The sequence below is a fragment of the Streptomyces sp. NBC_00285 genome (assembly GCF_036174265.1).
GTDB lineage: Bacteria > Actinomycetota > Actinomycetes > Streptomycetales > Streptomycetaceae > Streptomyces.
In genome coordinates, this window is sequence record NZ_CP108055.1 from 5,164,601 (window position 1) to 5,189,031 (window position 24,431).

General features: G+C 71.8%; 15 protein-coding genes, 1 tRNA gene and 1 riboswitch. Of the genes, 7 read left to right on the top strand and 9 right to left on the bottom strand.

Annotated elements, in window-relative coordinates; genetic code table 11:
• Window positions 1-414 precede the first annotated feature (414 nt).
• Window positions 415-963 (bottom strand): MarR family winged helix-turn-helix transcriptional regulator, encoded by a 549-nt coding sequence (locus OHT57_RS23760; RefSeq protein WP_328748511.1) that lies wholly within the window; start codon window positions 961-963, stop codon window positions 415-417.
• A 122-nt stretch (window positions 964-1,085) separates the two neighbouring features.
• On the opposite strand from OHT57_RS23760, the gene OHT57_RS23765 reads away from it, so the two are divergent.
• On the top strand, window positions 1,086-2,354 hold the full coding sequence (locus tag OHT57_RS23765) for an MFS transporter (protein WP_328753306.1): 1,269 nt from the start codon (window positions 1,086-1,088) through the stop codon (window positions 2,352-2,354).
• A gap of 23 nt (window positions 2,355-2,377) precedes the next feature.
• Here the strand turns inward: OHT57_RS23765 and OHT57_RS23770 are convergent, their stop codons facing one another.
• Both OHT57_RS23770 and OHT57_RS23775 read right to left on the bottom strand, forming a co-directional pair.
• Window positions 2,378-4,006: a SpoIIE family protein phosphatase gene (locus OHT57_RS23770; protein ID WP_328748512.1), complete on the bottom strand. Its 1,629-nt coding sequence runs from the start codon at window positions 4,004-4,006 to the stop codon at window positions 2,378-2,380.
• Window positions 4,007-4,225: 219 nt separating this feature from the next.
• Entirely contained in the window at window positions 4,226-5,605 is a 1,380-nt protein-coding gene (locus OHT57_RS23775) for an NAD(P)/FAD-dependent oxidoreductase (RefSeq protein ID WP_328748513.1), read from the bottom strand.
• 374 nt (window positions 5,606-5,979) lie between these two features.
• Between OHT57_RS23775 and OHT57_RS23780 the strand changes: the two genes are divergently transcribed.
• Both OHT57_RS23780 and OHT57_RS23785 read left to right on the top strand, forming a co-directional pair.
• Window positions 5,980-6,762 carry a TetR/AcrR family transcriptional regulator gene (locus tag OHT57_RS23780; RefSeq protein ID WP_328748514.1) on the top strand — a complete coding sequence of 261 codons (783 nt, stop codon included), beginning with the start codon at window positions 5,980-5,982 and terminating at the stop codon, window positions 6,760-6,762.
• Window positions 6,763-7,033: 271 nt separating this feature from the next.
• Complete coding sequence (locus OHT57_RS23785; protein WP_328748515.1) at window positions 7,034-9,010, top strand: sigma-70 family RNA polymerase sigma factor; 1,977 nt, start codon at window positions 7,034-7,036, stop codon at window positions 9,008-9,010.
• Here the strand turns inward: OHT57_RS23785 and OHT57_RS23790 are convergent.
• Window positions 8,997-12,308, bottom strand: a complete 3,312-nt coding sequence (locus OHT57_RS23790) for a BTAD domain-containing putative transcriptional regulator (RefSeq protein WP_328748516.1) — start codon at window positions 12,306-12,308, stop codon at window positions 8,997-8,999. The genes OHT57_RS23785 and OHT57_RS23790 overlap by 14 nt on opposite strands.
• 68 nt (window positions 12,309-12,376) lie before the next feature.
• A complete protein-coding gene (locus tag OHT57_RS23795) occupies window positions 12,377-14,479 on the bottom strand; it encodes an asparagine synthase-related protein (protein ID WP_328748517.1) in 2,103 nt (700 codons plus the stop codon).
• A 683-nt stretch (window positions 14,480-15,162) separates the two neighbouring features.
• On the opposite strand from OHT57_RS23795, the gene OHT57_RS23800 reads away from it, so the two are divergent.
• The 4 genes from OHT57_RS23800 to OHT57_RS23815 all read left to right on the top strand — a co-directional run bounded on the left by OHT57_RS23800 (window position 15,163) and on the right by OHT57_RS23815 (window position 20,308).
• The gene (locus OHT57_RS23800; RefSeq protein WP_328748518.1) at window positions 15,163-16,587 is read left to right on the top strand and encodes an MFS transporter; all 1,425 of its coding nucleotides are present in this window, start codon (window positions 15,163-15,165) and stop codon (window positions 16,585-16,587) included.
• Window positions 16,588-16,660: 73 nt separating this feature from the next.
• Entirely contained in the window at window positions 16,661-17,881 is a 1,221-nt protein-coding gene (gene lhgO / locus OHT57_RS23805; protein WP_328748519.1) for an L-2-hydroxyglutarate oxidase, read from the top strand.
• Between the two features lie 165 nt (window positions 17,882-18,046).
• Window positions 18,047-18,901: a tRNA (guanosine(46)-N7)-methyltransferase TrmB gene (gene trmB / locus OHT57_RS23810; RefSeq protein WP_328748520.1), complete on the top strand. Its 855-nt coding sequence runs from the start codon at window positions 18,047-18,049 to the stop codon at window positions 18,899-18,901.
• 51 nt (window positions 18,902-18,952) lie between these two features.
• Complete coding sequence (locus OHT57_RS23815) at window positions 18,953-20,308, top strand: PrsW family intramembrane metalloprotease (protein ID WP_328748521.1); 1,356 nt, start codon at window positions 18,953-18,955, stop codon at window positions 20,306-20,308.
• Between the two features lie 36 nt (window positions 20,309-20,344).
• On the opposite strand, the gene OHT57_RS23820 is transcribed toward OHT57_RS23815, so the two are convergent.
• From OHT57_RS23820 to OHT57_RS23835, 4 genes are all read right to left on the bottom strand, one after another.
• Window positions 20,345-21,292, bottom strand: coding sequence for an aldo/keto reductase (locus OHT57_RS23820; RefSeq protein WP_328748522.1), 948 nt, complete (start codon window positions 21,290-21,292; stop codon window positions 20,345-20,347).
• Between the two features lie 64 nt (window positions 21,293-21,356).
• Window positions 21,357-22,400 (bottom strand): M23 family metallopeptidase, encoded by a 1,044-nt coding sequence (locus tag OHT57_RS23825; RefSeq protein ID WP_328748523.1) that lies wholly within the window; start codon window positions 22,398-22,400, stop codon window positions 21,357-21,359.
• Window positions 22,401-22,411: 11 nt separating this feature from the next.
• A riboswitch (cyclic di-AMP (ydaO/yuaA leader) is annotated at window positions 22,412-22,569 on the bottom strand.
• Window positions 22,570-22,881: 312 nt separating this feature from the next.
• Window positions 22,882-22,955, bottom strand: a tRNA-Met gene (locus tag OHT57_RS23830).
• 54 nt (window positions 22,956-23,009) lie between these two features.
• Window positions 23,010-24,233: an alginate lyase family protein gene (locus OHT57_RS23835; protein WP_328748524.1), complete on the bottom strand. Its 1,224-nt coding sequence runs from the start codon at window positions 24,231-24,233 to the stop codon at window positions 23,010-23,012.
• Between the last annotated feature and the right edge of the window lie 198 nt (window positions 24,234-24,431).

Below are 24,431 nucleotides of genomic sequence, written 5' to 3' on the forward strand. Positions count from 1 at the left end.
CCGGGCTTTTCCCTTCGGTCTTGCGTTTCCGACTCTACCAGACCGTTTCCCGATCCGATTTCCTCGGTGCTTTCCAGGTTCCCGCTTTCGCGTTTCCCTTTCCGGCGGTTCCGACTCTATCAGATCCTTTCGGGCCTGACTCCCAGTCAGAGGGGGCTTGCCTTCCCGGCTGTTGGGCCGTTCCGACGTCTCAAACCCTAGCGGATTCCCTCCGCGGTCCCAAATCGAGGACCGCGTCCGAATCGAATTGAATTCGGGCACGCCGAATTCATCCCGACTGGGGGATCATGCTGTTGGTTTGAGTGGCCGCTTTCGCGGCAGAAGGTGTCACCGCAGAACCGTTACGGCCCGTGGCAACCCGAAGAACTTTACGGATCGTGGAGGGGGCTGTCAAGCACCCTCTGTCAAGATCTTTTAGTCGAGGTCACTGAGACGCCCGCCGGCATCCGGCTGTGCGTGTTCCACCCTGCGCAGGAGCCTGGCGAGGACGTCCCCGAGGGCGTTGCGCTCCTCGGCTGAGAGGTCCTGGAGCAGGTCCTCCTCGAAGACCGTGGCCCGGCGCATCACCTCCAGCCACTTCTCGCGGCCCTCGACGGTGAGTTCCACGATCACGCGGACACGGTTGGACTCGTCCCGCTCCCGGGTCACCAGTCCCTCGGCGAGCATGCGGTCGATCCGGTGCGTCATCGCGGCCGGCGTGAGGCCGAGGCGCTTGGCAAGGTCGCTCGGGCCCATCCGATAGGGGGCGCCGGCGAGCACGAGGGCCTTCAGGACCTCCCACTCGGCGTTGCTCATGCCGAGCGCGGCGGTCTGGCGGCCGTAGGCGACGTTCATGCGGCGGTTCAGGCGGGAGAGCGCCGAGACGATCTGCTCGACCTGGGGGTCGAGGTCCTGGAACTCGCGCTGGTAGGCGGCGATCTGCTCGTCGAGCGTCGGCTCGGGGACGCCAGGGGTCTCGGCCATGGCGGCAGTATCGCACGCACCTCCTTTGCTTTGAAGTCCTTGACTATGTACTATTTAGCTTCGAAGTTTAGCTTTGAAGTCTTCAGACCTAACTAGTGAGAGAGGTGAACGTGACCAGGGCGATGGGCGCAGCGATGCGCCGGATCCACGTGGGCAACGCACTCAGCGCGTTCGGGCTCGGTTTCACCGTCCCCTACCTGTACGTCTATGTGGCGCAGGTGCGTGGGCTGGGAGCCATGACGGCGGGGCTCGTCCTCGCCGTCTTCGCGGTGGCGGCACTGGTCGTGCTGCCCTTCGCCGGACGGGCCATCGTCCGACGTGGTCCGCTGCCGGTGCTGCTCACCGCCCTGGTCACGGCCTCGGTCGGGTCGTTGAGTCTCGGGCTCTCGAGCCACGCGTCGACCGTGCTGCTGTCGGCGGCGGCGCTCGGGGCCGGTCAGGCCGTGATGCAGCCGGCGCTGGCGACGATGATCGTCGACTGCTCCACCTCGGAGACCCGGTCCCGGGCCTTCGCGACGCAGTTCTTCCTGCAGAACCTCGGGCTCGGCGTCGGCGGTCTGATCGGCGGGCATCTCGTCGACACGTCGAGCGCGGCGTCGTTCACCCTGCTGTTCGCGATCGAGGCGGCGATGTTCCTGCTGCTGGTGGTCGTGATGGCGACTCTGCGGCTGCCGCGTGCGCCGCGGATGGAAGGTGCGCCGACCTCGTCCGCCGGGAGCAGCTGGAAGCAGCTGCTCAGCAACCGGGCCATGGTGCAGCTGTGCGTGCTGGGCTTCGTGCTGTTCTTCGCCTGCTACGGACAGTTCGAGTCGGGTCTGAGCGCGTACGGCGTCGAGGCCGCCGGCATCTCGACCTCCGCGCTGGGGTCGGCCCTGGCCGCCAACACCGCGATGATCGTGGTTGCGCAGTTCGCCGTGCTGAGGTTCGTCGAGCGGCAGAAGCGGTCCCGCGTGATCGCCGTGGTCGGACTCATCTGGGCCGTGGCGTGGGTCACCGCGGGTTTCGCGGGCCTCGGACACGGCAGCCATGAGATGGCTGCGGCCGCGTTCGTGTCGACGTACGCGCTCTTCGGGCTGGGCGAGGCGATGCTGTCGCCGACCGTGGCACCGCTGGTGGCCGATCTGGCGCCGGAGGGGATGGCGGGCCAGTACAACTCCGCCTTCGCGCTGGTGAAGCAGCTGGCCCTGGCGGTCGGCCCGGCGGTCGGCGGGCCGATGGGAGCGTCGCTGCACACGCCGTACATCGTGACGTTCCTGCTGTTCTCGCTGGGGATCACGTACCTGGCCCTACGGCTGGGCAGGCAGTTGACGGCTGTGCAGGACCAGCCGTTCCTGCGGAAGAGCAGGGTGGTCGCCCAGGGCGGGACGCAGCAGGAGTCGATCGCCGCCTAGCCGCACTCCGCCCGCCTGCGGCGCTATCCCTTGGGCAGCACGAACTCGCACCAGACCGCCTTGCCTCCCCCGGGCGTCCTCCGGGAGCCCCAGCTCGACGCGATGGTCGCCACTATGGCGATGCCGCGACCGGACTCGTCCCCCGGTTCCGCTCGGCGGCGCCTGGGCAGGTGGTCGTCGCCGTCCGTCACCTCGACGATGAGGCGCCGGTCGGTGCGGCGCAGTCGCAGTCGCATCGGGGGCGTCCCGTGCTGCAGGGAGTTCGCCACCAGCTCGCTCACCGCGAGGACGCCCAGATCATGGAGTTCCACGGGGAACCGCCAGCTGGTCAGCACGCCGGAGGCGAACGCACGCGCGCGCGGGGCCGCTTCGACGCCGCCGAGGAGTTCCAGCCCGGCGTTGCGGAAGAGCTCGCCGTCGGGGCCCGTGTGGGCCGGGTGCTGGAGGACCATGACGGCCACGTCGTCGTCGTGCTCCGCGGTGACGCCGGCGGAGCGGACCAGGCGGTCGCAGATCACCTGGGGGGTGCCGGTGGCGCCGGCCAGGGCGCGCTCCAGGGCCGCGATGCCCTCGTCCAGGTCCTCGTTGCGGCGTTCCACCAGGCCGTCCGTGTAGAGGACCGCCGTGGAGCCGGGGCTGAGCGGGATGGAGCCCGAGGCGTGCATCCAGCCGCCGGTGCCCAGGGGCGGGCCGGTGGGCTCGTCGGCGCGCAGGACGACGCCGTTCTCGTCGCGGACCAGGATGGGCAGGTGGCCGGCCGAGGCGTAGACCAGCTTTCCCTCGTTGGGGTCGTGGATGGCGTACACACAGGTGGCGATCTGGTTGGCGTCGATCTCCATGGCGAGGCCGTCCAGGAGCTGGAGGATCTCGTGCGGCGGGAGGTCCAGGCGGGCGTACGCCCGGACCGCCGTGCGGAGTTGGCCCATGACCGCTGCCGCGCGGACCCCGCGGCCCATGACGTCGCCGATGACCAGGGCGGTGCGGCCGCCGCCGAGGGTGATGACGTCGTACCAGTCGCCGCCGACCGCGGCCTCGGTGCCGCCGGGGTGGTAGGTGGCGGCGATGCGCAGGTCGTCGGGTTCTTCGAGTTCCTGGGGGAGCAGGGAGCGCTGCAGGGTGACGGCGGTCTCGCGCTGGCGGCGCTCGCTGGCTCTGAGGCGCTCGGCGGCCTCGGCGTGGTCGGTGACGTCGGTCGCGAAGACGAGTACGCCGCCGTCCCCACCCGTCACCGGGGTGCAGGTGAAGGTGTAGGAGCGGCCGTCGGGGGCCTTGCGGGACTTGACCGTGCGCGGCTTGCCGCTGCGCAGGACCTGGTCGAGGAGCGGGAGGAGGCCGAGTTCGTCGAGCTCCGGGAGTGCTTCGCGGGCCGGTGCGCCGGGCTGGCGGAGGCCGAAGGCCACCACATAGGCGTCGTTGACGTAGGCGAGGCGGTGGTCGGGGCCGTGGACGAGGGCGACCAGGGCGGGCACGCGGTCGAGGACCTCACGCACCGGCAGTTCGTCGACGGCGGGGACCGGCACGGTGAGCTGTTCGGCGCGGGCCGCGGGGACCGCTCCCTCGCTCAGGCGGTCCTCGGTGACCAGGTCGTCGGTCCGCGCTGCGGCGCGGCGCTGCGTTCCGGGGAGGCGGGCGCTCCAGCGCGTGAAGTTCACGAATCCTTGCCTCGCGTCGTCGTCTTCGGCGTCTTCGGGCCGGCTCCGGGCCAGGCCGGGGGGCTGGGGACGGCAGCCCGGGGGTGCAGCACGGTGGGAAAACCTCTTGGGTTCGATGGGCGGGCGGCTGCCCGTCCAGGTCGGGCACCAGTGTGGCAGGGGCCGACCGGGTCGACATTCGTCAGACGCCGGGGCGGTCCGTGGAGTTCCTCGGTCCGGTCAGGACGACCCCTTCGGGTCGTCAGTCGGTTCGAGAGGAGGCTTTCCACCGGCCGCGAGTTCGAACTCCGCTCGGGGATGTTCGAGTGAACCGAGGGAGACGATCTCCCTCTTGAAGAGACCCGACAGGGTCCATTCGGCCAGGACGCGGGCCTTGCGGTTGAAGGTGGGCACCCTGCTGAGGTGGTAGACGCGGTGCATGAACCAGGCAGGGTAGCCCTTCAGCTTGCGTCCGTAGACCTGCGCGACACCCTTGTGGAGGCCGAGTGAGGCCACCGAGCCGACGTACGCGTGCGCGTACGTCTCCAGGGGCTCGCCCCGCAGAGCGTGAGCGATGTTGTCGCCGAGGACCTTGGCCTGGCGGACGGCGTGCTGGGCGTTGGGTGCCGTCTCCTTGCCGGGTTCCTCGGCGGTGACGTCGGGGACGGCGGCCGCGTCTCCGGCCGCCCACGCGTGCGTGGTGCCGTCGACGGTGAGCTGGGGGGTGCATTTCAGCCGACCTCGCTCGGTGAGCGGGAGGTCGGTGGCGGCCAGGAGCGGGCTGGGTTTCACGCCGGCCGTCCAGACGACCGTGCGGGTCGGGAAGCGGGCGCCGTCGCTGAGGACGGCGACGCGGTCCACACAGGACTCCAGGCGGGTGTTCAGCCGTACGTCGATGTTGCGGCGCCGCAGCTCGCTGACGGTGTAGCGGCCCATCTCCTCGCCGACCTCGGGAAGGATGCGGTCGGAGGCCTCGACGAGGATCCACTTCATGTCCTCGGGGCGGACGTTGTGGTAGTAGCGCGCGGTGTAGCGGGCCATGTCCTCCAGCTCGCCGAGCGCCTCCACGCCCGCGTAGCCGCCGCCGACGAAGACGAAGGTGAGGGCCGCGTCGCGGATCGCGGGGTCGCGGGTGGAGGAGGCGATGTCCATCTGCTCGATGACGTGGTTGCGCAGGCCGATGGCCTCCTCGACCGTCTTGAACCCGATGCCGTGGTCGGCGAGGCCGGGGATCGGCAGGGTGCGCGCGATCGAACCGGGGGCGAGGACGAGTTCGTCGTACGACAGCTGGTCGGCGCCCGTGTGCTCCTCCTCGGTGGCGAGGGTGACGACGGTCGCGGTGCGTTTGGCGTGGTCGATCGCGGTGACCTCGCCGACGACGACATGGCAGCGGTCGAGGACGCGGCGCAGCGGCACGACGACATGGCGCGGGGAGATCGATCCGGCCGCCGCTTCGGGCAGGAACGGCTGATAGGTCATGTACGGGTCGGGCGCGACGACGGTGATCTGTACTTCGCCCCCGTCGAGTTCCCGTTTCAGCTTGCGCTGCAGACGCAGAGCCGTGTACATCCCGACGTAGCCGCCGCCGACAACCAGAATGCGCGCACGTTCCTTCACCATCCCATGACGCACCCGCCGCTTGAGTTTGTCCACAGCCTCGACAAATTGTGTGACCGGAAGTCGTCGGCGCGCCGGGTTGGCCCATTCGTCGGGGAGCGCGGAAGGTTCGCAGGTCAGTAGGTGTGCGCCAGGCGGACGGAGGGGGTGCAATCGGGGCGTTTGCATCCCGTACTCCGATCGAGGGGCGCTCCGTGCGGAACCTGCCCCTTCTGAATTGACCCCCACTCAACTATGTTCGTGTGTCTACGGGGTGTAGGGGGATGCGCTCCGGGTCCGCTTCGGGCGGACTCGCGAAACGGGCATGTTCCGCACGCTCCGGCTTTCGATGGCGGGGAGAGTCTCCGGGGGGAGACGTCATTACCGGGGGATTATTTATGCATATTCAGGACTCTCATTGGTCTACCGCGTCTGCCATCGCACCCGGTGGCGGGGCGATGGGCGGCGCGATGGGCTCGGCGATGAGCGCGGCGGGCAACGGACGTGACGGATCGCGTTCGGCCCCGCTGCGCGTGGATGCACAGCGCAACCTGGAGCACGTACTGCGCGCGGCGCGCGAGGTCTTCGGCGAGCTGGGCTACGGCGCGCCGATGGAGGACGTGGCGCGGCGCGCGCGGGTCGGTGTCGGCACGGTGTACCGGCGCTTCCCGAGCAAGGACGTCCTGGTCCGGCGGATAGCCGAGGAGGAGACCTCCCGGCTGACCGACCAGGCCCGGACGGCGCTCGGCCAGGAGGACGAGCCGTGGTCGGCGCTGTCGCGCTTCCTGCGTACGTCGGTCGCGTCCGGTGCCGGGCGGCTGCTGCCGCCGCAGGTGCTGCGGGTCGGGGTCGCCGACGAAGGGACCGACGGCTACGACGGGGCGCGGGTGCCGCAGCAGCGGACGACCCCGGGCGCCGGCGAGCTGCGGCTGGTGCCGGAGGATGCCTCCATGGTCGCCGTCGACGACGACGCCGGGGCGGCGGCGCTGCTGGAGGTCGTGGGCCGGCTGGTGGACCGCGCGCGTGCGGCCGGTGAGCTGCGGACCGATGTGTCGGTGTCGGACGTTCTGCTGGTGATCGCGACCGCGGCGCCCTCGCTGCCGGACGCGGCGCAGCAGGCGGCGGCCTCGGCGCGGCTGCTGGACATCCTGCTGGAGGGGCTGCGGTCCCGGCCGGTGTGACTCGAAGGGGTGACAGCGGGGTGCGGGCGCGATGCCGTCCGCACCCCGTCGCATTCCCGGTCATTTCCGACGCCCGGTCCCACACCGGCTCAACTCCGGTGCGGTGCACGACAGTTGAGCATTCCCCGAATGGGTGACGGCTAGTACCGCACAGCCGGAAAACCCCACGGACGAGTGGAAGCACCGCAGTCAGCCCTACTGACTAAAAGTCGATATGGCACTCTGACCCGGTGTTCGGGACTGGTTGGGCCGGCGGCGGGGGCATTCCGCGATGAGTGTTGACGGGCGGAACGAGCCGCTGGACGAGGGCGACGGGGACGCCGGCGGCGGCACACCACAGGTGCCCGAGCAGGGGGGCCGGGCCGGCATCCCCCAGGGCGCCGCCCTCCCTCAGACAGACATCCCGGCGCAGGGCGGCGAACCCGTCGAGGGCAACGTGCCCGCCCAGCGCGACCGCCGCGAGGACGGCAGCGTCCTGCCGCCGCCCAGGGACATGCCGCCGTCCGACGCCGACCTGATCGAGCGGATGCGCTCCGGCGACGACACCGCGTACGAGGCGCTCTACCGGCGGCACGCCGAGGCGGTGCGCCGCTACGCCCGCACCTGCTGCCGCGACGGCCACACCGCGGACGACCTCACCGCCGAGGTCTTCGCACGCATGCTCCAGGCCGTGCGCCGCGGCCACGGCCCCGAGTACGCCGTGCGCGCCTACCTGCTCACGAGCGTCCGGCGTGTCGCCGCCGGCTGGACGAAGTCGGCGCAGCGCGAGCAACTCGTCGACGACTTCGCGGTGTTCGCCACCCAGGCCTCGCGCTCGGCACCGGCGTCCGACGACACCGGGTCCATGGGTTCCTTCGGCGCGGGCCTGGACCTCGGTGCGGACGTGCGCGCGATGCACGAGGCCGAGCAGTCCATGGCCATGCAGGCCTTCCGGTCGCTGCCCGAGCGCTGGCAGGCCGTGCTGTGGCACACCGAGGTCGAGGACGAGTCGCCGAGCGAGGTCGCCACCCTCTTCGGGCTCGACGCCAACGGCACGCGCGTGCTGGCCAGCCGCGCCCGCGAGGGCCTCAAGCAGGCCTACCTCCAGGCCCACGTCAGCGCGAGCCTCGCCACCGACGAGGAGTGCGCCCGCTACGCCGACCGGCTCGGCGCCTACGCCCGCGGCGGACTGCGCACCCGTGCCGAACGGGGTCTGCGCAAGCACCTGGAGGAGTGCGCCAAGTGCCGGCTGGCCGCGGGCCAGATCAAGGAAGTCGCCAGCGGCATCCCCGCCGTCGTACCGCTCGCGGTCATCGGCTGGTTCGGGGCCGCCGGGTACGCCAAGGCCGTCGGGCTCATCGTCGGCGGTGCCGGGGCGGGAGCGGCCGGTGCCGCCGGCGCGGCCGCCGCGGCGAGCGGGGGATCCTCGGGCGGGGCGGGTGCCGGCGGCGCCGCGGTCTCGGAGGGGCTCGGCGCGCCGGTGAAGGCCGGTATCGCGGCCGGTGTGGTCGCCGTGGCCGCCGCCGCGGTGGCGCTCGCGCTGGTCGGCGACGACAGTCCGGCCAGGAATCCGGACGCCAAGCCGCCCGCGTCCACGCCGGTGGTCCAGCCCGCCGACCCCAGCCCCACGCCGAAGAAGCCCGAGCCGCAGCCCCCGGTGATCCCCGTCGCCGCCGCACCCACCCCGACTCCGACGCCGACCCCCACACCGACCCCGAAGCCGAAGCCCAGGACCACCCCCACACCCGCGCCGACCCCCACCCCGAGGCCGACACCGACCCCGAAACCCGCCCCCACTCCCACGCCCGCACCGCCCCCGCCTCCCCCGCTGCCACCGGCCGTCTACCAGTGGAGCGAGCTGGCCTACGACGTCTCCGGGAACGGCAGCGGGCCCGAGATGCGGATCGGCGAGAGCAGCTGGGTGTGGCAGCGCTACGGCGTCTCGATCGCCGACGAGCAGTACGCCCACGGCGTGACCGTGCACGGCCGCTCCTCCGTCACGATCGACCTCAACCGCGCGTGCTCCTCCTACGACGCGGTGGTCGGCGTCGACGACATGACGCTGGGCCTCGGCAAGGTCTACTTCTCCGTCTACGCCGACGGGGCCCGGCTGTGGAGGTCCGGACTGGTCGAGGGCGGCGACCCGGCCGTGCCCGTCCATGTGAACCTCGCCGGGCGCACGACCGTACGGCTGGTGGTCGAGCCGCACAGTCCCTTCGACGACCTCATGCTCGCGGACTGGGCGGAGTCGAAGTTCAGGTGCTCCTAGCGCGCCGCGCCTGCAGCGCCTCGTCGAGTTCGGCCAGGACCTCGCCCGGGGTGAGGGCCGTGCCCCGGGTGTGTTCGGCCGCGTAGCGCACGGGGCCCAGGCCGGTGCGGGCGGCGGCCTCGGCGCGCTCGGCCGCCACGCGTTCGGGGTGGGGGCGCGGGTCACCGCCGCGCCAACGCTCACCGGCCGCGAGCAACCGAGCCGCGCGCGGGAGGTCGCCGAGGTCGCAGAGCAGGCCCGCCGCGCTGTCCACGAGTGCCGCCACGACCGCGTCGGCGCACCGCTTCTCGATCGCCTCACGGACGGTGCCCGCCAGCAGCGGCAGCCCCTGCTCCGGGCCCGACTCCTCGGCCGTCACCATCGCGTCGACCAGGTTCAGCATCACCGTGAACATCGGCGGCGGGGGCGCCTGGCCGATCTGTTCACGGACCGCTTCCACCAGTTCGCGCGACCGGACGGTGTCCTTCTCCTCCAAGGCCATGTGGGCCTGGAGGAGCCGCACGAACGCCCTGGTCTCCGGGACTCCGTACCGGTCTCCGGCGGCGTTCGCCTCGTCCAGAGCGGTCAGCGCGGCGGAGCGGTCCCCGGTGCGGTACGCGACCTCGGCGAGCCGGGCGATGAGGAACGGTGTCTCGGCGTACGCGCCCACCTCGTAGGCGAGGCGCAACGCCTGCTCGTACTCCTCCTTCGCCTCGGCGGGGCGTCCGCGGGCCATGGCCGCCTCGCCGGCCGCGCTGCTGACCTGGGCGCGGAGCCAGCGGTCGCCCACTCGGCGGCTGAGGACACGCAGCTCTCCGAGGTCGTCGTCCACCCCGGCCATGCCGCCCGAGGAGTCGACCATGGTGTGGGTGCGGAACATCAGGGTCATGGCAACGGACCAGTCGTCGCCGTGGGCCCGGCAGTTGGCCAGGGAGGTGTCCATGAGGGAGCGGATGTTCACGGGGTCTCCCAGCACGAGGCCGGCCATGGGCCAGATGATGCCGGGGAGGCGGGCCGCGTCGGGGCCGCCGCGCTCGAAGTGTTCGCGGACGCGGTTGACGTAGCTCCGCAGGCGCTGGTCGAGCCGGCTGTCGATGGGCTCGGTCTCGGCCCTGAGGAAGAAGTACAGCATGCGGAGGTTCATGCGTGCGGGGTGCGCGGGATGGGTCGTTTCCGCGTGCGGGGCGGCGAGGTAGACGTCGATCGGGTCCTCGGACTCACCATCGGCGGCTGCGGCTGCCGTTACGGGTGCGTCGGCCGTCGCCGGCGCGGGGGCGGTCGGGCTCCGTCTGTCCCGCGCCACCCCCAGCCGCAGCACCCGGTCCACCCATGTCATGCCCTCGCGGCGGTAGTTGCGCAACCACCAGAACCAGCCCATGGCGAGGACCAGGGCGGTGCCCTCCGCTTCGTCGCCCGCGCTGAGGGTGCGGTCGAGGGCCGCGCGGATGTTGTCCAGCTCGGTCTCCAGGCGGGAGATCCAGGGGAGTTGGCCGGCGGAACGCAGTTGGGGGTCGGCCTCCTCGACCAGCGCGCGCACCCACGCGCGGTGACGGCACCGGGTGGCGGCACGCAGGGCGGGGAACTCGGCGGCGCGCTCGGCGGCGTACTCGTGGATGGTCTCCAGCATGCGGTAGCGCATGCTGCCCGAGCCGTCCCGCTCCCCCGGGGTGGCCACGATCAGGGACTTGTCCACGAGCGCCCCGAGGAGCTCCGCGGCCGGCCCGGTGCACACGGCCTCCGCCGCCTCCAGCTCCCAGCCGCCCGCGAAGACGGACACCTCGCGCAGCAGCGCCCGCTCCCGCTCGTCGAGCAGCTCCCAGGACCAGTCGACGACGGCCCGCAGGGTCTGCTGGCGAGGCAGGACGGTACGGCTGCCGGAGGTGAGAAGGCGGAAGCGGTCGTCGAGGCGGTCGGCTATCTGGCGGGGGGTGAGCAGGCGCAGCCGGGCCGCCGCCAGTTCGATGGCGAGCGGCAGTCCGTCGAGGCGACGGCAGATCTCGGCGACGGCCTCCTTGTCGGCGAGCACGCCGGCCGCGTCGGGACGGACGCCGGCGGCACGCTCGGCGAAGAGACGGCCCGCCTGGTCGGGCAGGAGGGGCTCGACCGGCCGCACCGACTCCCCCGGCACGCCCAGGGGTTCACGACTGGTGGCCAGGATCGTGAGCTTCGGGCAGCGGGTGAGGAGGGTCTCCGCGAGGTGGGCCACCGCTTCGATCACATGTTCGCAGTTGTCAAGGATCAGGAGTCGGCTGCGCGAGGCGCAGTACTCGACGAGCAGGGCGAGCGGGTCGTCCTGCGGGGCCGCCAGCTCGGTGGTCATGAGCACGGTCTCGCGCAGACCGAGCGCGCTGACCACCGCACCGGGCACCGCCTCCGGCCGGTCGAGCGGGGCGAGCTCGACCAGCCACGCCTGCGGGAGGCCGGCGGCGGCTTCCTCGGCGAGACGGGTCTTTCCGGATCCGCCCGGTCCGGTGAGGGTGACGAGGCGGGTCCTGTGCAATTCGGAACGGATGGCGACGAGTTCGGGTTCCCGGCCCACGAAAGAGGTAAGGCGTGGACGGATGTTGCCGCCTCGTTCGATTTCTGGGCGGGTGAGAGGACCGGGGGCCGTGAGCAACTCGCCGTGCAGGGCGCGGAGTTCGGGGCCCGGGTCGGTGCCGAGGCCGTCGGCCAGGGCATGCCGGGCGGCCTCGTACGCAGCGAGGGCGTCGGCGCCGCGGCCGCTGTCGCGCAGGGCACGGATGAGCAGGACGTGCAGCGGCTCGTCGTACGGATGCGCCCCGGTCAACTCTGTCAGCTCCGGTACGACGTCCTTGGCGCGGCCGAGCAGCAGATCGGCCTCGATCCGGGCCCGATGGGCCTCCATGCGCAGGGCCTCGGGGCGGGTGGCGGCGGTGCGGTCGGGGAGGTCGGCGAGGGCGGGACCGCGCCACAGGGCGAGGGCCGCGGTGAGGTGCTGGGCGGCTGTCCCTGCATCCTCGTGGGCCAGAGCGGTGGTTCCCCGCCGTACGAGGCGCTCGAAGACGTACAGGTCCACGTCGTCCTCGGCGGCGGCCAGCCGGTAGCCGCCCGGTTCGGAGACGACCGCGTCCTTGCCGACGGTACGGCGGAGGCGGCCGACCAGGGCCTGGAGCGCGGCGGGGGCGTCCTGGGGCGGGTCCTCCTCCCAGACCTCGTCGATCAGGGTCTCGGGGGTCGCCGTACGGCCGGGGCGGTGGGCCAGGGCGGCCAGCAGGGCGCGGACGCGGGGGCCGCCGAGGGGTATGACGGTGCCGTCGCTGTCCGTTGCCTGGGTGACGCCCAGGATTCTGTACCGCACGGGTTCATTGTCGCCGGGGTTCTGTGGCGGGCCCCCATCTTTTTGCCGCGTGCGCGTGCCGTGCCGCCTTACCCGTACACCGCCCCGCCGCCGGAGGCTCCCGCGCCCAGGGCTCCTCGCTGCGGCCTGATGCCCGCCGGTACCGCACGCGCGCGTGCCGGCGTCCCGGTCCAGCAGGTGCCGCGGCGGGCGAGCAGGCGGCCCAGCCAGAGTTCCAGGGAGACCAGGTCCGCCAGGCCGTCCAGGGGGAGTGGTTCGCCGTCGGCGGCGGCGCGCAGGGCCTTGCGGACCACCCGGGCCTCCACCAGGCCCGCCTGCGCGAGCAACGGGGTGCCGAACAACGACATCAGGGAGTCCGCAGCCACCCGCAGCCCCGTTCGGGTCGCCGCGGCCGAGGAGGCGTGGGAGGGGGCGCCCCAGCCGGGCGGGAGGTCGGAGACACCGGCGCCCGCCAGGACCGTACGGAGGATCTCGGCGCGGGCTCCGGGCCGGACCCGCAGCGCTTCGGGCAGGGCACGGCAGGCCCGCACCACCTGGTTGTCCAGGAACGGCGCGTGCAGCCGCTGGGAGCGGATCTCCACGGCCTGCTCCAGGACCCGCAGATCGGACGCGTGACGCGCGAGGGCCGCACGCGCGCGGAAGTCACCGGGATGCTGTCCGGGACCGACCCCGGAGCGGTGTGTGGCGCCCTGGAGGCGAACCGATACTTCAGCGAGCGCCTCCCCCGTCAGCCACCGCGCCGCGGGCCCCGGTCTGGCCCAGGTGAGTGCGGCGAGAGACGCCCCCACCGCACCCCCGGGCTCGTCGAAACGCTGGTTCATGAGCCGGTCGGCCAGCATCTCCAGACCGGCCCGGTACGGCGTACGGGCCAGCCGTCGCGCGGCGCCGTACACGCGCGCGGGGACGAGCACGGAACCGTCCGCCTTCGCCAACGCGGCCACCGGCCGGACCAGATGGCGCCGCTTGCGGTCCATCAGCAGGTCCGCCAGACGTGCCGGATGCGCGTCCAGTACCTGCCGGGCCCCGTACCCCGTGAAGTGGTCGGCGCTCCCCGCCGCCAGCCGCGCCCGATGCCGCGCGGCCGTCACCAGGCACGCCCCCGGCTCGTCCGTCAGCGGCCCGTCCAGCTCGGCATACGGAAGGGTCTCCTCACCGCCCGCCACCACCACGTGGTGCAGTCGGGGATTCGCCGCGAGCGTGCCCGCCCGTTCCACCTCGGCCTCCCGCCCGGCCACGGCGAGGTCGTTGAAGGTGACCGCGAGCAGCCGCTCACCGGCCCCGGTGCCGTGTCCCAGGACCGTGCCCGGCATTCCGGGCAGCCCGGCGGCCAGCAGGGCGAGTGTCCCCGACGCCGGCCCGCCGGACAGGTCGGCGCCGATGCCCGGCACCGGCATCCCGCGCGCGGCACGCCGTTCGGCGGGCCCCATGCCGGGCACCGGGCCGGGGTCGATGTCGGGCACGTGCCGGGGCGCGGACAGCCGGGCCCGTACCGCCTCGACGAGGGCGTCCCGCACCCCGTCGACCGCGCTGTCCGGGTCGGCGGAGGGCGCGGCGACCGCGAGGGAGGCGACCGGCTCGTACCCGGCGATCTCGCGCGCGCCGTTGCGCAGGATCAGCGCGTGCCCCGGCGGAATGCGCCGGACGCCCTCGTAGGGCGTGGAGTCGTGGAGGGCCGCCGGCACGTCGGGGGCGGCGAGCAGCGCGGCGAGGTGCCCGAAGTCGAGGTTGGCCTCGATGAGGTCGGCCAGGGGCAGGGCCGCGGTCGCGTAGGCAGTGCCGCCGGCCCAGGGCGTGTGGAACACCGGCCGCGCGCCCGCCAGATCCCCGCACACGGTCATCCGGCGGCCCGCCTGGACCACCGCCGTGTACGCCCCCGGCCAGGCCGTCAGATGCCGAAGTGCCCCTCCGCGCGCGGCGAGCAGTCCGATCCGCAGCTGTTCGTCGGAGGCCCCGCAGATGCCGAACACGGCGATCCGGGTCTGCGCGTCGATGCTCAGCACGCGCACCTCGTCGGGACGCCAGTCGCCGACCGCCCACAGGGGATCCGGGTCGCCCCACAGGAGTTGGGAACCCACCGGGTGCACGGTCTCCCCGTCGCCTCCGGTGGCCCCCGCGACCCCGATTCCGGGAACACCTGCGGCGGTGCTGCTCCACCCCACCAACCACCGCATGGACGCCTCCACAGACTGTGGACAACCAGTGCACCGTTCGAACCGGTCACCATGCTGCCATGAAGGGAGCGTGCCGGAGGGCCGGTGGAGCCGCTTGGGATGCGGGGAACGCGCCCCTGTGAACAACCGCGTACGTCTGCGAACACCCGCACGGGGCCAAGGGCGTGCGACGCGAATGCGCCCCCGCTACGCTCCCCAAAAACGCCTAACGCGCCCTCAACTGCCATGGTAGGAGGGCTGATCGCCCGCGAAGGCAGGGGTTGGTTTTCGGCCAAATCGGCGACATCGGAGCAGGCTCGAACACGCTCCGTACACATCCCGCGCGCCGCACGACAGGCGCGCAGCCCGGGAGACGCCACTTCGCCCCCCGGGCCGGTCCGCCGCCCGCGGGGATGTAGGCGGCGGTGTCCCCCAGCCCACTGGATCCAGTACAGCGGGCCGACCCACGCATCATCCATGGAAGCGCTCCCCTCCTGGCCGGAGAAGAGCGCACGGACGGGCGCACGGCCACACAACAGGAGCACGACGCAACTGCGCGTATCGGACCCGTACTTCAGTACGGACCACAATCCCGCCATCCGGAAGAATGCCCCTTAACGCTTGGGATGCGGCGAACTACGCTGGGTTTACGAATGCCGGGTGGTTATGCCAGCGCGGCAGCCGTCTGTGTCGAGGGGTGGCGCATGTCCAGGGAGCAACGCGGGCCGAACGAAAAACTCGGCGCCGTTCTCGCCCTCGCGGGAATCAGCAACGCAGGACTCGCGCGTCGCGTCAACGATCTTGGCGCTCAACGCGGGTTGACTCTTCGCTACGACAAGACGTCGGTGGCGCGCTGGGTGTCGAAGGGCATGGTGCCGCAGGGCGCCGCGCCGCACCTCATCGCGGCCGCCATCGGCCAGAAGCTCGGGCGCCCGGTGCCGCTCCACGAGATCGGTCTGGCGGACGCGGATCCCGCGCCCGAGGTGGGCCTCGCCTTCCCCAGAGACGTCGGACAGGCGGTCAGGTCGGCGACGGAGCTCTACCGTCTCGACCTCGCCGGACGCAGGTCCGGCGCGGGCGGCATCTGGCAGTCCCTCGCCGGATCGTTCGCAGTGAGCGCATACGCAACGCCTGCCTCACGCTGGCTGATAACCCCGGCCGACAGCTCGGTCGCGCGTGAGGTGAATCACTCCGAGGGCTCCGGCGCACCGCTCAAAGTCGGCCACAGCGATGTGCAGAAGCTGCGGGAGGCGGCCGAGGACGCCAGGCGCTGGGACTCCAAGTACGGAGGCGGCGACTGGCGTTCGTCCATGGTGCCGGAGTGTTTAAGGGTGGAGGCGGCGCCCCTGCTGCTCGGCTCGTACTCCGACGAAGTGGGCCGGGCGCTGTTCGGGGCGAGCTCGGAGCTCACGCGGCTGGCCGGGTGGATGGCCTTCGACACCGGGCAGCAGGAGGCGGCGCAGCGGTACTACATCCAGGCGCTGCGGCTCGCTCGCGCAGCGGCGGACGTCCCGCTCGGAGGGTATGTGCTGGCGTCCATGTCGTTGCAGGCGACCTACAGGGGATTCGGCGACGAGGGCGTCGATCTCGCGCAGGCCGCGCTGGAGCGGAACCGGGGGCTGGCGACCGCCCGCACCATGAGTTTCTTCCGGCTCGTCGAGGCGCGCGCACACGCGCGTGCGGGAGACGCCGTGGCGGCCGGGGCGGCGCTCAAGGCGGCCGAGGGATGGCTCGAACGGTCCCGGGAGGGCGACAACGACCCGACGTGGCTCGGGTTCTACTCCTACGACCGGTTCGCGGCGGACGCGGCCGAGTGCTACCGCGACCTGAAGGCGCCGCGTCAGGTGCGGCGCTTCACGGAGCAGGCCCTGTCGAAGCCGACGGAGGAGTTCGTACGGTCACACGGGCTGCGGCTCGTCGTCTCCGCGGTGGCCGAGCTGGAGTCGGGCAATCTCGACGCGGCGTGCGAGCAGGGCGTGCGGGCGGTGGAGGTCGCGGGGCGGATCTCCTCGGCTCGTACCACCGAGTACGTGAAGGACCTGCTGCACCGGCTGGAGCCGTACGGGGACGAGCCGCGGGTGGTGGAGCTGCGGGAGCGGGCCCGGCCGCTTCTGATGGCCCCGGCGTAGGCCCTGGACAGCGGCACCGCCCCCCACGTTTGAAGCGACTGTCAGTGGTGCAGTGCACTATCGGGGGTGGGAGGTGGTGCAGGTGTCATCGAGGATCGCTTACGACTGTGACGTGCTCGTCGTCGGTGGGGGCATTGTCGGGCTGTCGACGGCGTATGCGATCACCCGTGCGGCGCCCGGCACCCGGGTGACCGTCCTGGAGAAGGAGGCCGGGCCCGCCCGGCACCAGACCGGGCGGAACAGCGGGGTGATCCACAGCGGGATCTACTACCGGCCCGGATCGCTCAAGTCGCGGTACGCGGTGCGCGGGGCCGCCGAGATGGTCAAGTTCTGCGCGGAGTACGGCATCGCTCACGCCGTCACCGGAAAGCTGATCGTCGCGACCGAGCGGAGCGAGCTGCCGCGACTTCACGGACTGGTCCAGCGAGGCCGGGAGAACGGCATTCCGGTGCGCGAACTGGGGGCCGCCCAGATCGCGGAGTACGAACCGGAGGTGGAGGGCCTCGCCGCCATCCACGTCGGCACGACCGGGATCTGCGACTTCGTCGGGGTGGCGCGCCTGCTGGCCGAGGCGTCAGGGGCGGAGATCCGGTACGGCGCCGAGGTGCGGCGCGTCGACCGGCGACCGGAGCGCGGGGTCGCCGTCCTGACAGGTGCCGGTGATGTCGTCCGGGGGCGGGTGCTGGTGAACTGCGCCGGCCTGTACTGCGACGAGGTGGCCCGGCTGACCGGGGACGATCCGGAGATGCGGATCGTGCCGTTCCGGGGCGAGTACTTCACGCTGGCGCGGCCCGAGCTGGTGCGGGGGCTGGTGTATCCGGTGCCGGACCCGGCGTTTCCGTTCCTCGGGGTGCATCTCACGCGCGGGATCGACGGCGGAGTGCACGTCGGGCCCAACGCGGTGCCGGCGCTGGCCCGGGAAGGGTACGGATGGGGGGTCGTACGGCCCCGGGAGCTGGCGGCGACGCTGGCCTGGCCGGGGTCGTGGCAGATCGCCCGTCGGCACTGGCGGTACGGGGCGGGGGAGCTGCGGCGGTCGGTGTCCCGGGCTGCCTTCACCTCGGCCGTGCGCAGACTGCTGCCCGCGGTGACTGCGGACGACCTGGTGCCTTCGGCGGCGGGGGTGCGGGCGCAGGCGGTGCTGCGGGACGGGACGCTGGTGGACGACTTCCTGATCCGGGAGGGGGCTCGGGCTGTGCATGTGCTGAATGCGCCCTCGCCTGCGGCGACCGCTTCGCTGCCGATCGGGCGGGAGGTGGCCCGGCGGGCGTTGGAGGCGTTGCGGGGCGTGTGAGGTCAGTGCGGGCAAAGGGTTTTTCGCCCCCGCCGCCCCTACCCGTCCCGTCCTCAAGGGGCTCCGCCCCTTGGACCCCCGCTCCTCAAACGCCGGAGGGGCTGGAGGGTCGGCCGGAGGGGCTGAACAGTCGGGCGAGCGCATAGCCGTAAAATCGGCTCCACTGTGTCTGACTCCCTCAACGCTCCCGAAGCCTCCCGGTCCCGGCCCGCCGATTCCGCCGAGGCCCCTCACCCCGTCCCCAAGGGGGGCCCTCGGTTTCCCGACGGGCCCAGTGCCGATCCCGCGGGGTCGCACTTCGAGCGGCGGATCCGGAGTTTCCAACCCCGGCGGAGCCGGGTGACGGCGGGGCAGGCCGACGCCCTGCAGCGGATGTGGCCCACCTGGGGGCTCGACATCGACGGTCAGCGCAGGATCGACCTCGGCGAGATGTTCGGGAACGATCACCCCGTGGTGCTGGAGATCGGGTTCGGCATGGGCGAGGCCACCGCGCAGATGGCCGCCGCGGAGCCGGGGACCAACATCCTCGCCGTCGACGTGCACACCCCCGGGCAGGGGAATCTGCTCAATCTCGCCGAGCAGCAGAAGCTGTCCAACGTCCGCGTCGGCAACGGCGACGCCATCATCCTGCTGCGCGAGATGCTCTCCGAGGACTCGCTCGACGGGCTGCGCGTCTACTTCCCCGACCCCTGGCCCAAGAAGCGGCACCACAAGCGGCGGCTGATCCAGCCGGAGTTCCTGGACCTGGTCGCCACCCGCCTCAAGCCCCGCGCGCCGGTGCACTGCGCGACCGACTGGGAGCCGTACGCCGAACAGATGCTCGAAGTGCTCACGGCGCATCCCGACTTCGAGAACACACAGGCCGACGGCGGTTTTGCGTCGCGTCCCGACTTCCGGCCGCTGACTCGTTTCGAGGGGCAGGGACTGGACAAGGGACATGTCGTGAACGACCTGCTGTTCCGCCGCGTACAGCACGGCGACCGAACCGACCGATCCGCTCAACCCCCCGCCGGCGCCTGAGCGTCCTCGCCCTGCTGCGGGCGGCGCCTCTGTCTCGTTAAGGTCGATGCTGTGGCCACCTGTCCTCCGTATCCGACACGCCCCGGTGAACCCGCCGGCGGCGGTGCGCTGCGGCATGCGCACTGGTGGCAGCGGAAGTGGGTGCGCTACGGCGCCCTGATCACGCTCCTGGCGCTGTCCGGGCTCGTCATCCTCGCCCTGGTCCGCCAACAGACCGGCACCGAGGGGTTCCTGGTCGGGCTCGGCCTCGCCGTCCTGCCCGTACCGCTGCTCATAGCCGCCTTCCGCTGGCTCGACCGGGTCGAGCCGGGCCCCTGGCGCAATCTGCTGTTCTGCTTCGCCTGGGGGGCCTGCGCGGCCGCGCTGATAGCGATCATCGCCAACAGCTTCGCCACGAAGTGGATAGCCACGGCGACCGCCGACCCCTCCAGCGCGGACACCCTCGGGGCGACCGTGATAGCGCCGGTCGTCGAGGAGTCGGCCAAGGCCGCCGCCGTCCTGCTGGTCTTCCTGTTCCGCAGACGGGACTTCACCGGGATCGTCGACGGGGTGGTGGTCGCCGGGGTCACCGCGACCGGGTTCGCGTTCACCGAGAACATCCTCTACCTCGGCACCGCCTTCGGCACCGACCAGCTCAGCGGCGACCGCGGCATCGCCTCCGTCACCGCCGCGACCTTCTTCGTACGTGTGGTCATGTCGCCGTTCGCGCACCCCCTCTTCACCGTGCTCACCGGCATCGGCTTCGGCATCTCCGCGCTGTCGGCGGAGCGGCAGCACATCCGGCGGGTGCTCGTCCCGCTGTCCGGGCTGCTGCTCGCGATGGGCATGCACGCGACCTGGAACGGCTCGTCGACGTTCGGCGAGTACGGGTTCTTCGTCGTGTACGCGATGTTCATGGTGCCGGCGTTCGGTCTGCTGACCTGGCTGGTCATCTGGACGCGCCAGCGGGAGCTGAAGACCGTACGGGAGGAGCTGCCCGCCTACGCCGTCGCCGGCTGGCTGGCCCCGACCGAGCCGTACGCGCTCGGCTCGATGCGGGCGCGGCGGATGGCGCGGGAGTACGCGCGGCGGCAGTTCGGCGGGCGGCCCGCGGCGCGGGCGGTCGCGCAGTACGAGGCGTACGCCACCTCGCTGGCCTTTCTGCGGCACCGGGGCAGGCGCGGCCGGGCGAACGCCGACTTCGTCGTACGGGAACGGGAGTTGCTGCACGAACTGTGGCGGCGCCGGGACGTGGCGCGGCCCGCCCTGGACCACGCGGCGCGGATGACGGCACCGCCGGTCCCGGTGGCCGCGCCGCCTTGGCCGGTGTACGGGGTGTACGGGTATCCGCCGCAGCCGGCCCGGACTGCCCCGCCGGTCCACTATCCGGCGGCGCCGTATCCCGCGTACAACCCGTACCGGACGTAGGGCGCACAGGGCCCGGCACCGCCCGTCCGCGGTGGGTCAGGCCGACGCCTGCGACAGGCGTGTCAGTTCCGCCTCGGTCAGCACCAGGTCCGTCACCCCGACCAGCGCCGGCAACTGCTCCACCGTACGGGCGGACGCGATCGGCGCCGCGACCGTCGGCTGGGCGGCGAGCCAGGCGAGGGCGACCGTGGCGACCGGGGCCGCGTGGGACTCGGCGATCTCGTCGAGCGCCGCGAGGACCTGCCGGCCGCGCTCGGTGTCGAGGTGCTTGCCGGCACCGCCCTTGGCACGCGCGCTCTCGACCGTGGCGCCGGGACGGTACTTGCCGGTGAGGAAGCCGGAGGCGAGCGCGAAGTACGGGACGGCGGAGAGGCCCTCCCGGTCGGCGAGGGCCTGGAGCTCGCCCTCGTAGGTGTCGCGCGAGACCAGGTTGTAGTGGGGCTGGACGGCGACGTACCGGGCCAGGCCCTCGCGGTCGGAGAAGGCGAGGGACTCCGAGAGCCGCTCGGCGGAGATGTTGGAGGCCCCGATGGCCCGCACCTTGCCCGCCGTCACCAGCTCGTCCAGCGCGCCGATGATCTCCTCGACGGGGATCTCCGGCTTGTCGAAGTGGGTGTAGTACAGGTCGATGTGGTCGGTGCCCAGGCGCCGCAGCGAGGCCTCCGCCGCCGCCTTGATGTTCGCGGCGGACAGGCCGGGGAAGTCGGGGTGCTGGCTGACCTTCGTGGCGATGAGGACGTCGTCGCGGTTGCCGCGGGCCGCGATCCACCTGCCGATGATGGTCTCGGACTCACCGCCGGAGTTGCCGTCGATCCACGCCGAGTAGGCGTCCGCGGTGTCGAGGAAGTTGCCGCCCACGGCGGCGTACGCGTCGAGGACGGCGAAGGACGTGGCCTCGTCGGCGGTCCAGCCGAACACGTTGCCGCCGAGGGAGAGCGGGAAGACCTCGAGGTCGGAGGAGCCGAGCTTGCGAAGAGAAGTCATGTCCTACGTCAACGCAAGCACCGGACCCGGATCTTCCGCCACGGCCGCAAAATCGTCGTAAACCTCAGGGGTTGAGCCCCTTGCTCCGCAGCCACGTCATCGGGTCGATCCCGGTGGCCGCACCGCCGGGGTGGACCTCCAGGTGCAGGTGCGCGCCGGTCACGTTGCCGGTGGCGCCCACGCGGCCGATGACGTCACCGGTGCCGACCTTCTGGCCGACGCTGACGCTGATCGAGGACTGGTGGCAGAACCAGAGCTCGGTGCCGTCGTCGAGGGTGAGGATCGTGCGGTAGCCGTAGGAACCGGCCCAGCCGGCCTCCGTGACGGTGCCGCTGTGGATCGCCTTGATCAACGTGCCCGTGGGCGCGGCGAAGTCGAGGCCCGTGTGGTAGCCGGAGGACCACAGGGAACCGGCCTGACCGAAGGTCCCGGTGATGGTGTACGACGAGGTCGGCAGCGTGAACTGCTTGGCGAGCTCGGCCAGACGCGCGGTCTCGGCCTTCTTCGCGACCTCTTCCTCCGCCTTCTTCTTGGCGGCGGTGGCCTTTGCCTGGGCTTCCTTCTCCGCCTTGGCGGCGACCGCGTCCGCCTCCTTCTGGGCGGCGTCCGCGACGGCCTTGGCGGCCTTGGTGTCGATCTGGTCCTGCTGCGTCTCGGCCTGGGCCAGGATGCGCGAGCGCAGCACCTCACCGGCGTCCGAGGTCGAGGCCGAGGCCGAGGTGCCCTTGGTGGTCTCCACGGTGTCGGTGCCGACACTGCTGAAGGCGCTCGTCTCGTCCGCGGAGGAGTCGGAGCCGTCCGAGATGAGCGAGCCCACGGAGGGCAGGTCGGGTATGGAGATGGAGACCGGCGGCTTGCCGGTGTTGGCGCTGGCCATTCCGCCGGCGCTGACGGCGGCTATGACACCGACGCCCAGAACCGTGGAGCTGCGGGCGAAGCCCCCGCCGCGCTGCTTGGCAACGCGATGCCGGCCGCGTACAGGAGCGAGGGACTCCGCGGTCGGGTTCCACTCACCGAGCAGCGCCTCGTCGTCGGCATGGTAGCCGCCGTATACGAGGGTGTCGCTCGGGACGTAAGGCGCCTCGGGGGCAGGCGTGTTGGACGCCACGTGGGCGTGCTCCTTTCCTTCCTTCTCGCCTACCGGGTTAGCTGACGGGTTCGGAGCAGGAAGGTCTCCTACGCGCGTATACCCACCGTGTCGCCACGGCGAAATACGAGCGATTCACCCCAAGTTGGTGGTTCCCCGGTTTCCATGCGGAATTCGGCGCGTGAGCACGGAGCCGTCTCTTGTGACGGCTGGGACGACCGCGCTGCGTTATCGAACGTTAATAGACCCGGGGGCTCGATTCCAAGCTGTTCCGCTTGATCATTAACGAAATCCCGCAGGACTTACGGCCCATGACCGTCGAAAAACGGGCGAGTTGACCTCGCCTCGGACAACACACAGGTATTGACGGCTCGTCAGGTCGGCGCGGAGGGCTCTCATCCGATCACACCGCGTCACGTCGTGTCATGCGATGCCGGGCGATGCACCGGGAAAACACTCAGGGCCGGATTCCAGTGAACTGGAATCCGGCCCTGAGTTTCAGTAGCGGGGACAGGATTTGAACCTGCGACCTCTGGGTTATGAGCCCAGCGAGCTACCGAGCTGCTCCACCCCGCGCCGTTGTGTTCACTACTGTACGCCATCCGCGGGGTGCTTCGCGCCAGGGTTGTCTCAGCGGCCGGGGTTCCCGGCGTGGGTGAGGGTCTCCCAGGAGACGAAGAGCGCGTCGGTCCCGGCGGGCCGGGTCTTCACGGCGAGCTTGTGCGCGGCCGGGACGGAGACGCCGAGCCGGTTCTCCAGGTGGTTGAGGGCGACCTCCAGGTCCGGGCCCATGTTCCGGTCCACCTTCCCGCCGCACAGCCAGGCGGGCGCCCTCTCGCCGGACTGGTAGCGGGCGTGGAGGGCGAGCGCGGCGCTGAGCCGGTCCTTGACCTCGCCGTACAGGTCGACGCCCTGGTGCCAGGCGGTCTCGGCGATGTGCGCGGTGGCGGCGAGGGAGTACCCGACGTGCTTGAAGTTGCGGCAGGTCTCCTGGGAGAGGCCGTCCTTGAAGGTCGTCTGCTTGAACCAGTAAGTGGTCAGCTTCTGCGGGGTGTTGACGGTGGAGCCGGGCGGGGTGAGCGGGACCTTGCCGTCCTTCTCCAGATAGAAGTACGCCGGCACGCGCTCGCGGAACCGCTCCAGGGCGTGGTCGAAGGCCTTGTGGTCGTTGAGGAAGACGGCCATGCCGATGGCGGCGTCGGTCATCACCAGGTCCCAGTTGCCGTTGTAGTCGGGGACCTTCTGGGTGACGGTCGGCAGATAGGCGGTCCGCAGCATGTGCTCGAACCGCCGGACGCGGTCGGCGGGCCACCCCGCCCCGTCGGCGTACCGGATGATCTCGGCGGCCCGGGCCCAGGTGGACCCGGCCCAGCCGGTCTGCAGCCCGGAGTCCTCCTCCGTGTGCCGCCGCATCCTCGCCGACCAGGCGTCCATGATCTCCCTGGCCTTCACGGCGTGCTGCCGCTTGCCGGTGATGCTGAACAGCAGGGCCTGCGTGTAGGCGGCGACGGCGTCCTCGCGCTCCTCCACACACCCGTGCGCGGGCCGGTCGGCGTGGTCACCGCCGGGGCAGTCCACACTCGCGTACGGCTCGGGCCGGTACCGGTACGACCCGAACTTGCTGTCCCGCATGGCCAGATACGCCGACAGCCACGGCTGCTTCCCCGCCGTGACCCTCTCCCGCACGGTGTCCAGCTGCGCCTCGCTGACGAGCACGCCGGGGTGGGTGAAGCCCGCGTCCGGGGGCAGGGCGCGGGCCATCGTGCGGGTACCGGTGTCGGCGGTGCCGCAGGAGGCGAGCAGGACGGCGAGCAGGGGCGCGAGCAGCAGGGCGGGGGCGCGTCGTGGGGCCATGGGGCCAGGTTCGGACGGCGGGGGACGCGACGCAGGTCCGATTGGGCCGATTGGCCGGGTGGACCGGGCGTCCGCCCAGGCGGGCGTGTGGGCGGGGCGTGGCGGGTGCTGCCGTATTGGCGGGGGGTCCAGGTGCGGTGTGGCGACCTGGGAGTCCGTGGTCCCGTGACGGGCAGATGGTGTAGCGGGCTACACCGT

Coding starts and splice junctions, on each gene's coding strand:
- OHT57_RS23820 (WP_328748522.1), bottom strand. CDS start 21,292: ATGACTTCTCTTCGCAAGCTCGGCTCCTCCGACCTCGAGGTCTTCCCG.
- OHT57_RS23780 (WP_328748514.1), top strand. CDS start 5,980: ATGCATATTCAGGACTCTCATTGGTCTACCGCGTCTGCCATCGCACCC.
- OHT57_RS23775 (WP_328748513.1), bottom strand. CDS start 5,605: ATGGTGAAGGAACGTGCGCGCATTCTGGTTGTCGGCGGCGGCTACGTC.
- OHT57_RS23795 (WP_328748517.1), bottom strand. CDS start 14,479: ATGCGGTGGTTGGTGGGGTGGAGCAGCACCGCCGCAGGTGTTCCCGGA.
- OHT57_RS23785 (WP_328748515.1), top strand. CDS start 7,034: ATGAGTGTTGACGGGCGGAACGAGCCGCTGGACGAGGGCGACGGGGAC.
- OHT57_RS23800 (WP_328748518.1), top strand. CDS start 15,163: ATGTCCAGGGAGCAACGCGGGCCGAACGAAAAACTCGGCGCCGTTCTC.
- OHT57_RS23765 (WP_328753306.1), top strand. CDS start 1,086: ATGGGCGCAGCGATGCGCCGGATCCACGTGGGCAACGCACTCAGCGCG.
- OHT57_RS23835 (WP_328748524.1), bottom strand. CDS start 24,233: ATGGCCCCACGACGCGCCCCCGCCCTGCTGCTCGCGCCCCTGCTCGCC.
- OHT57_RS23760 (WP_328748511.1), bottom strand. CDS start 963: ATGGCCGAGACCCCTGGCGTCCCCGAGCCGACGCTCGACGAGCAGATC.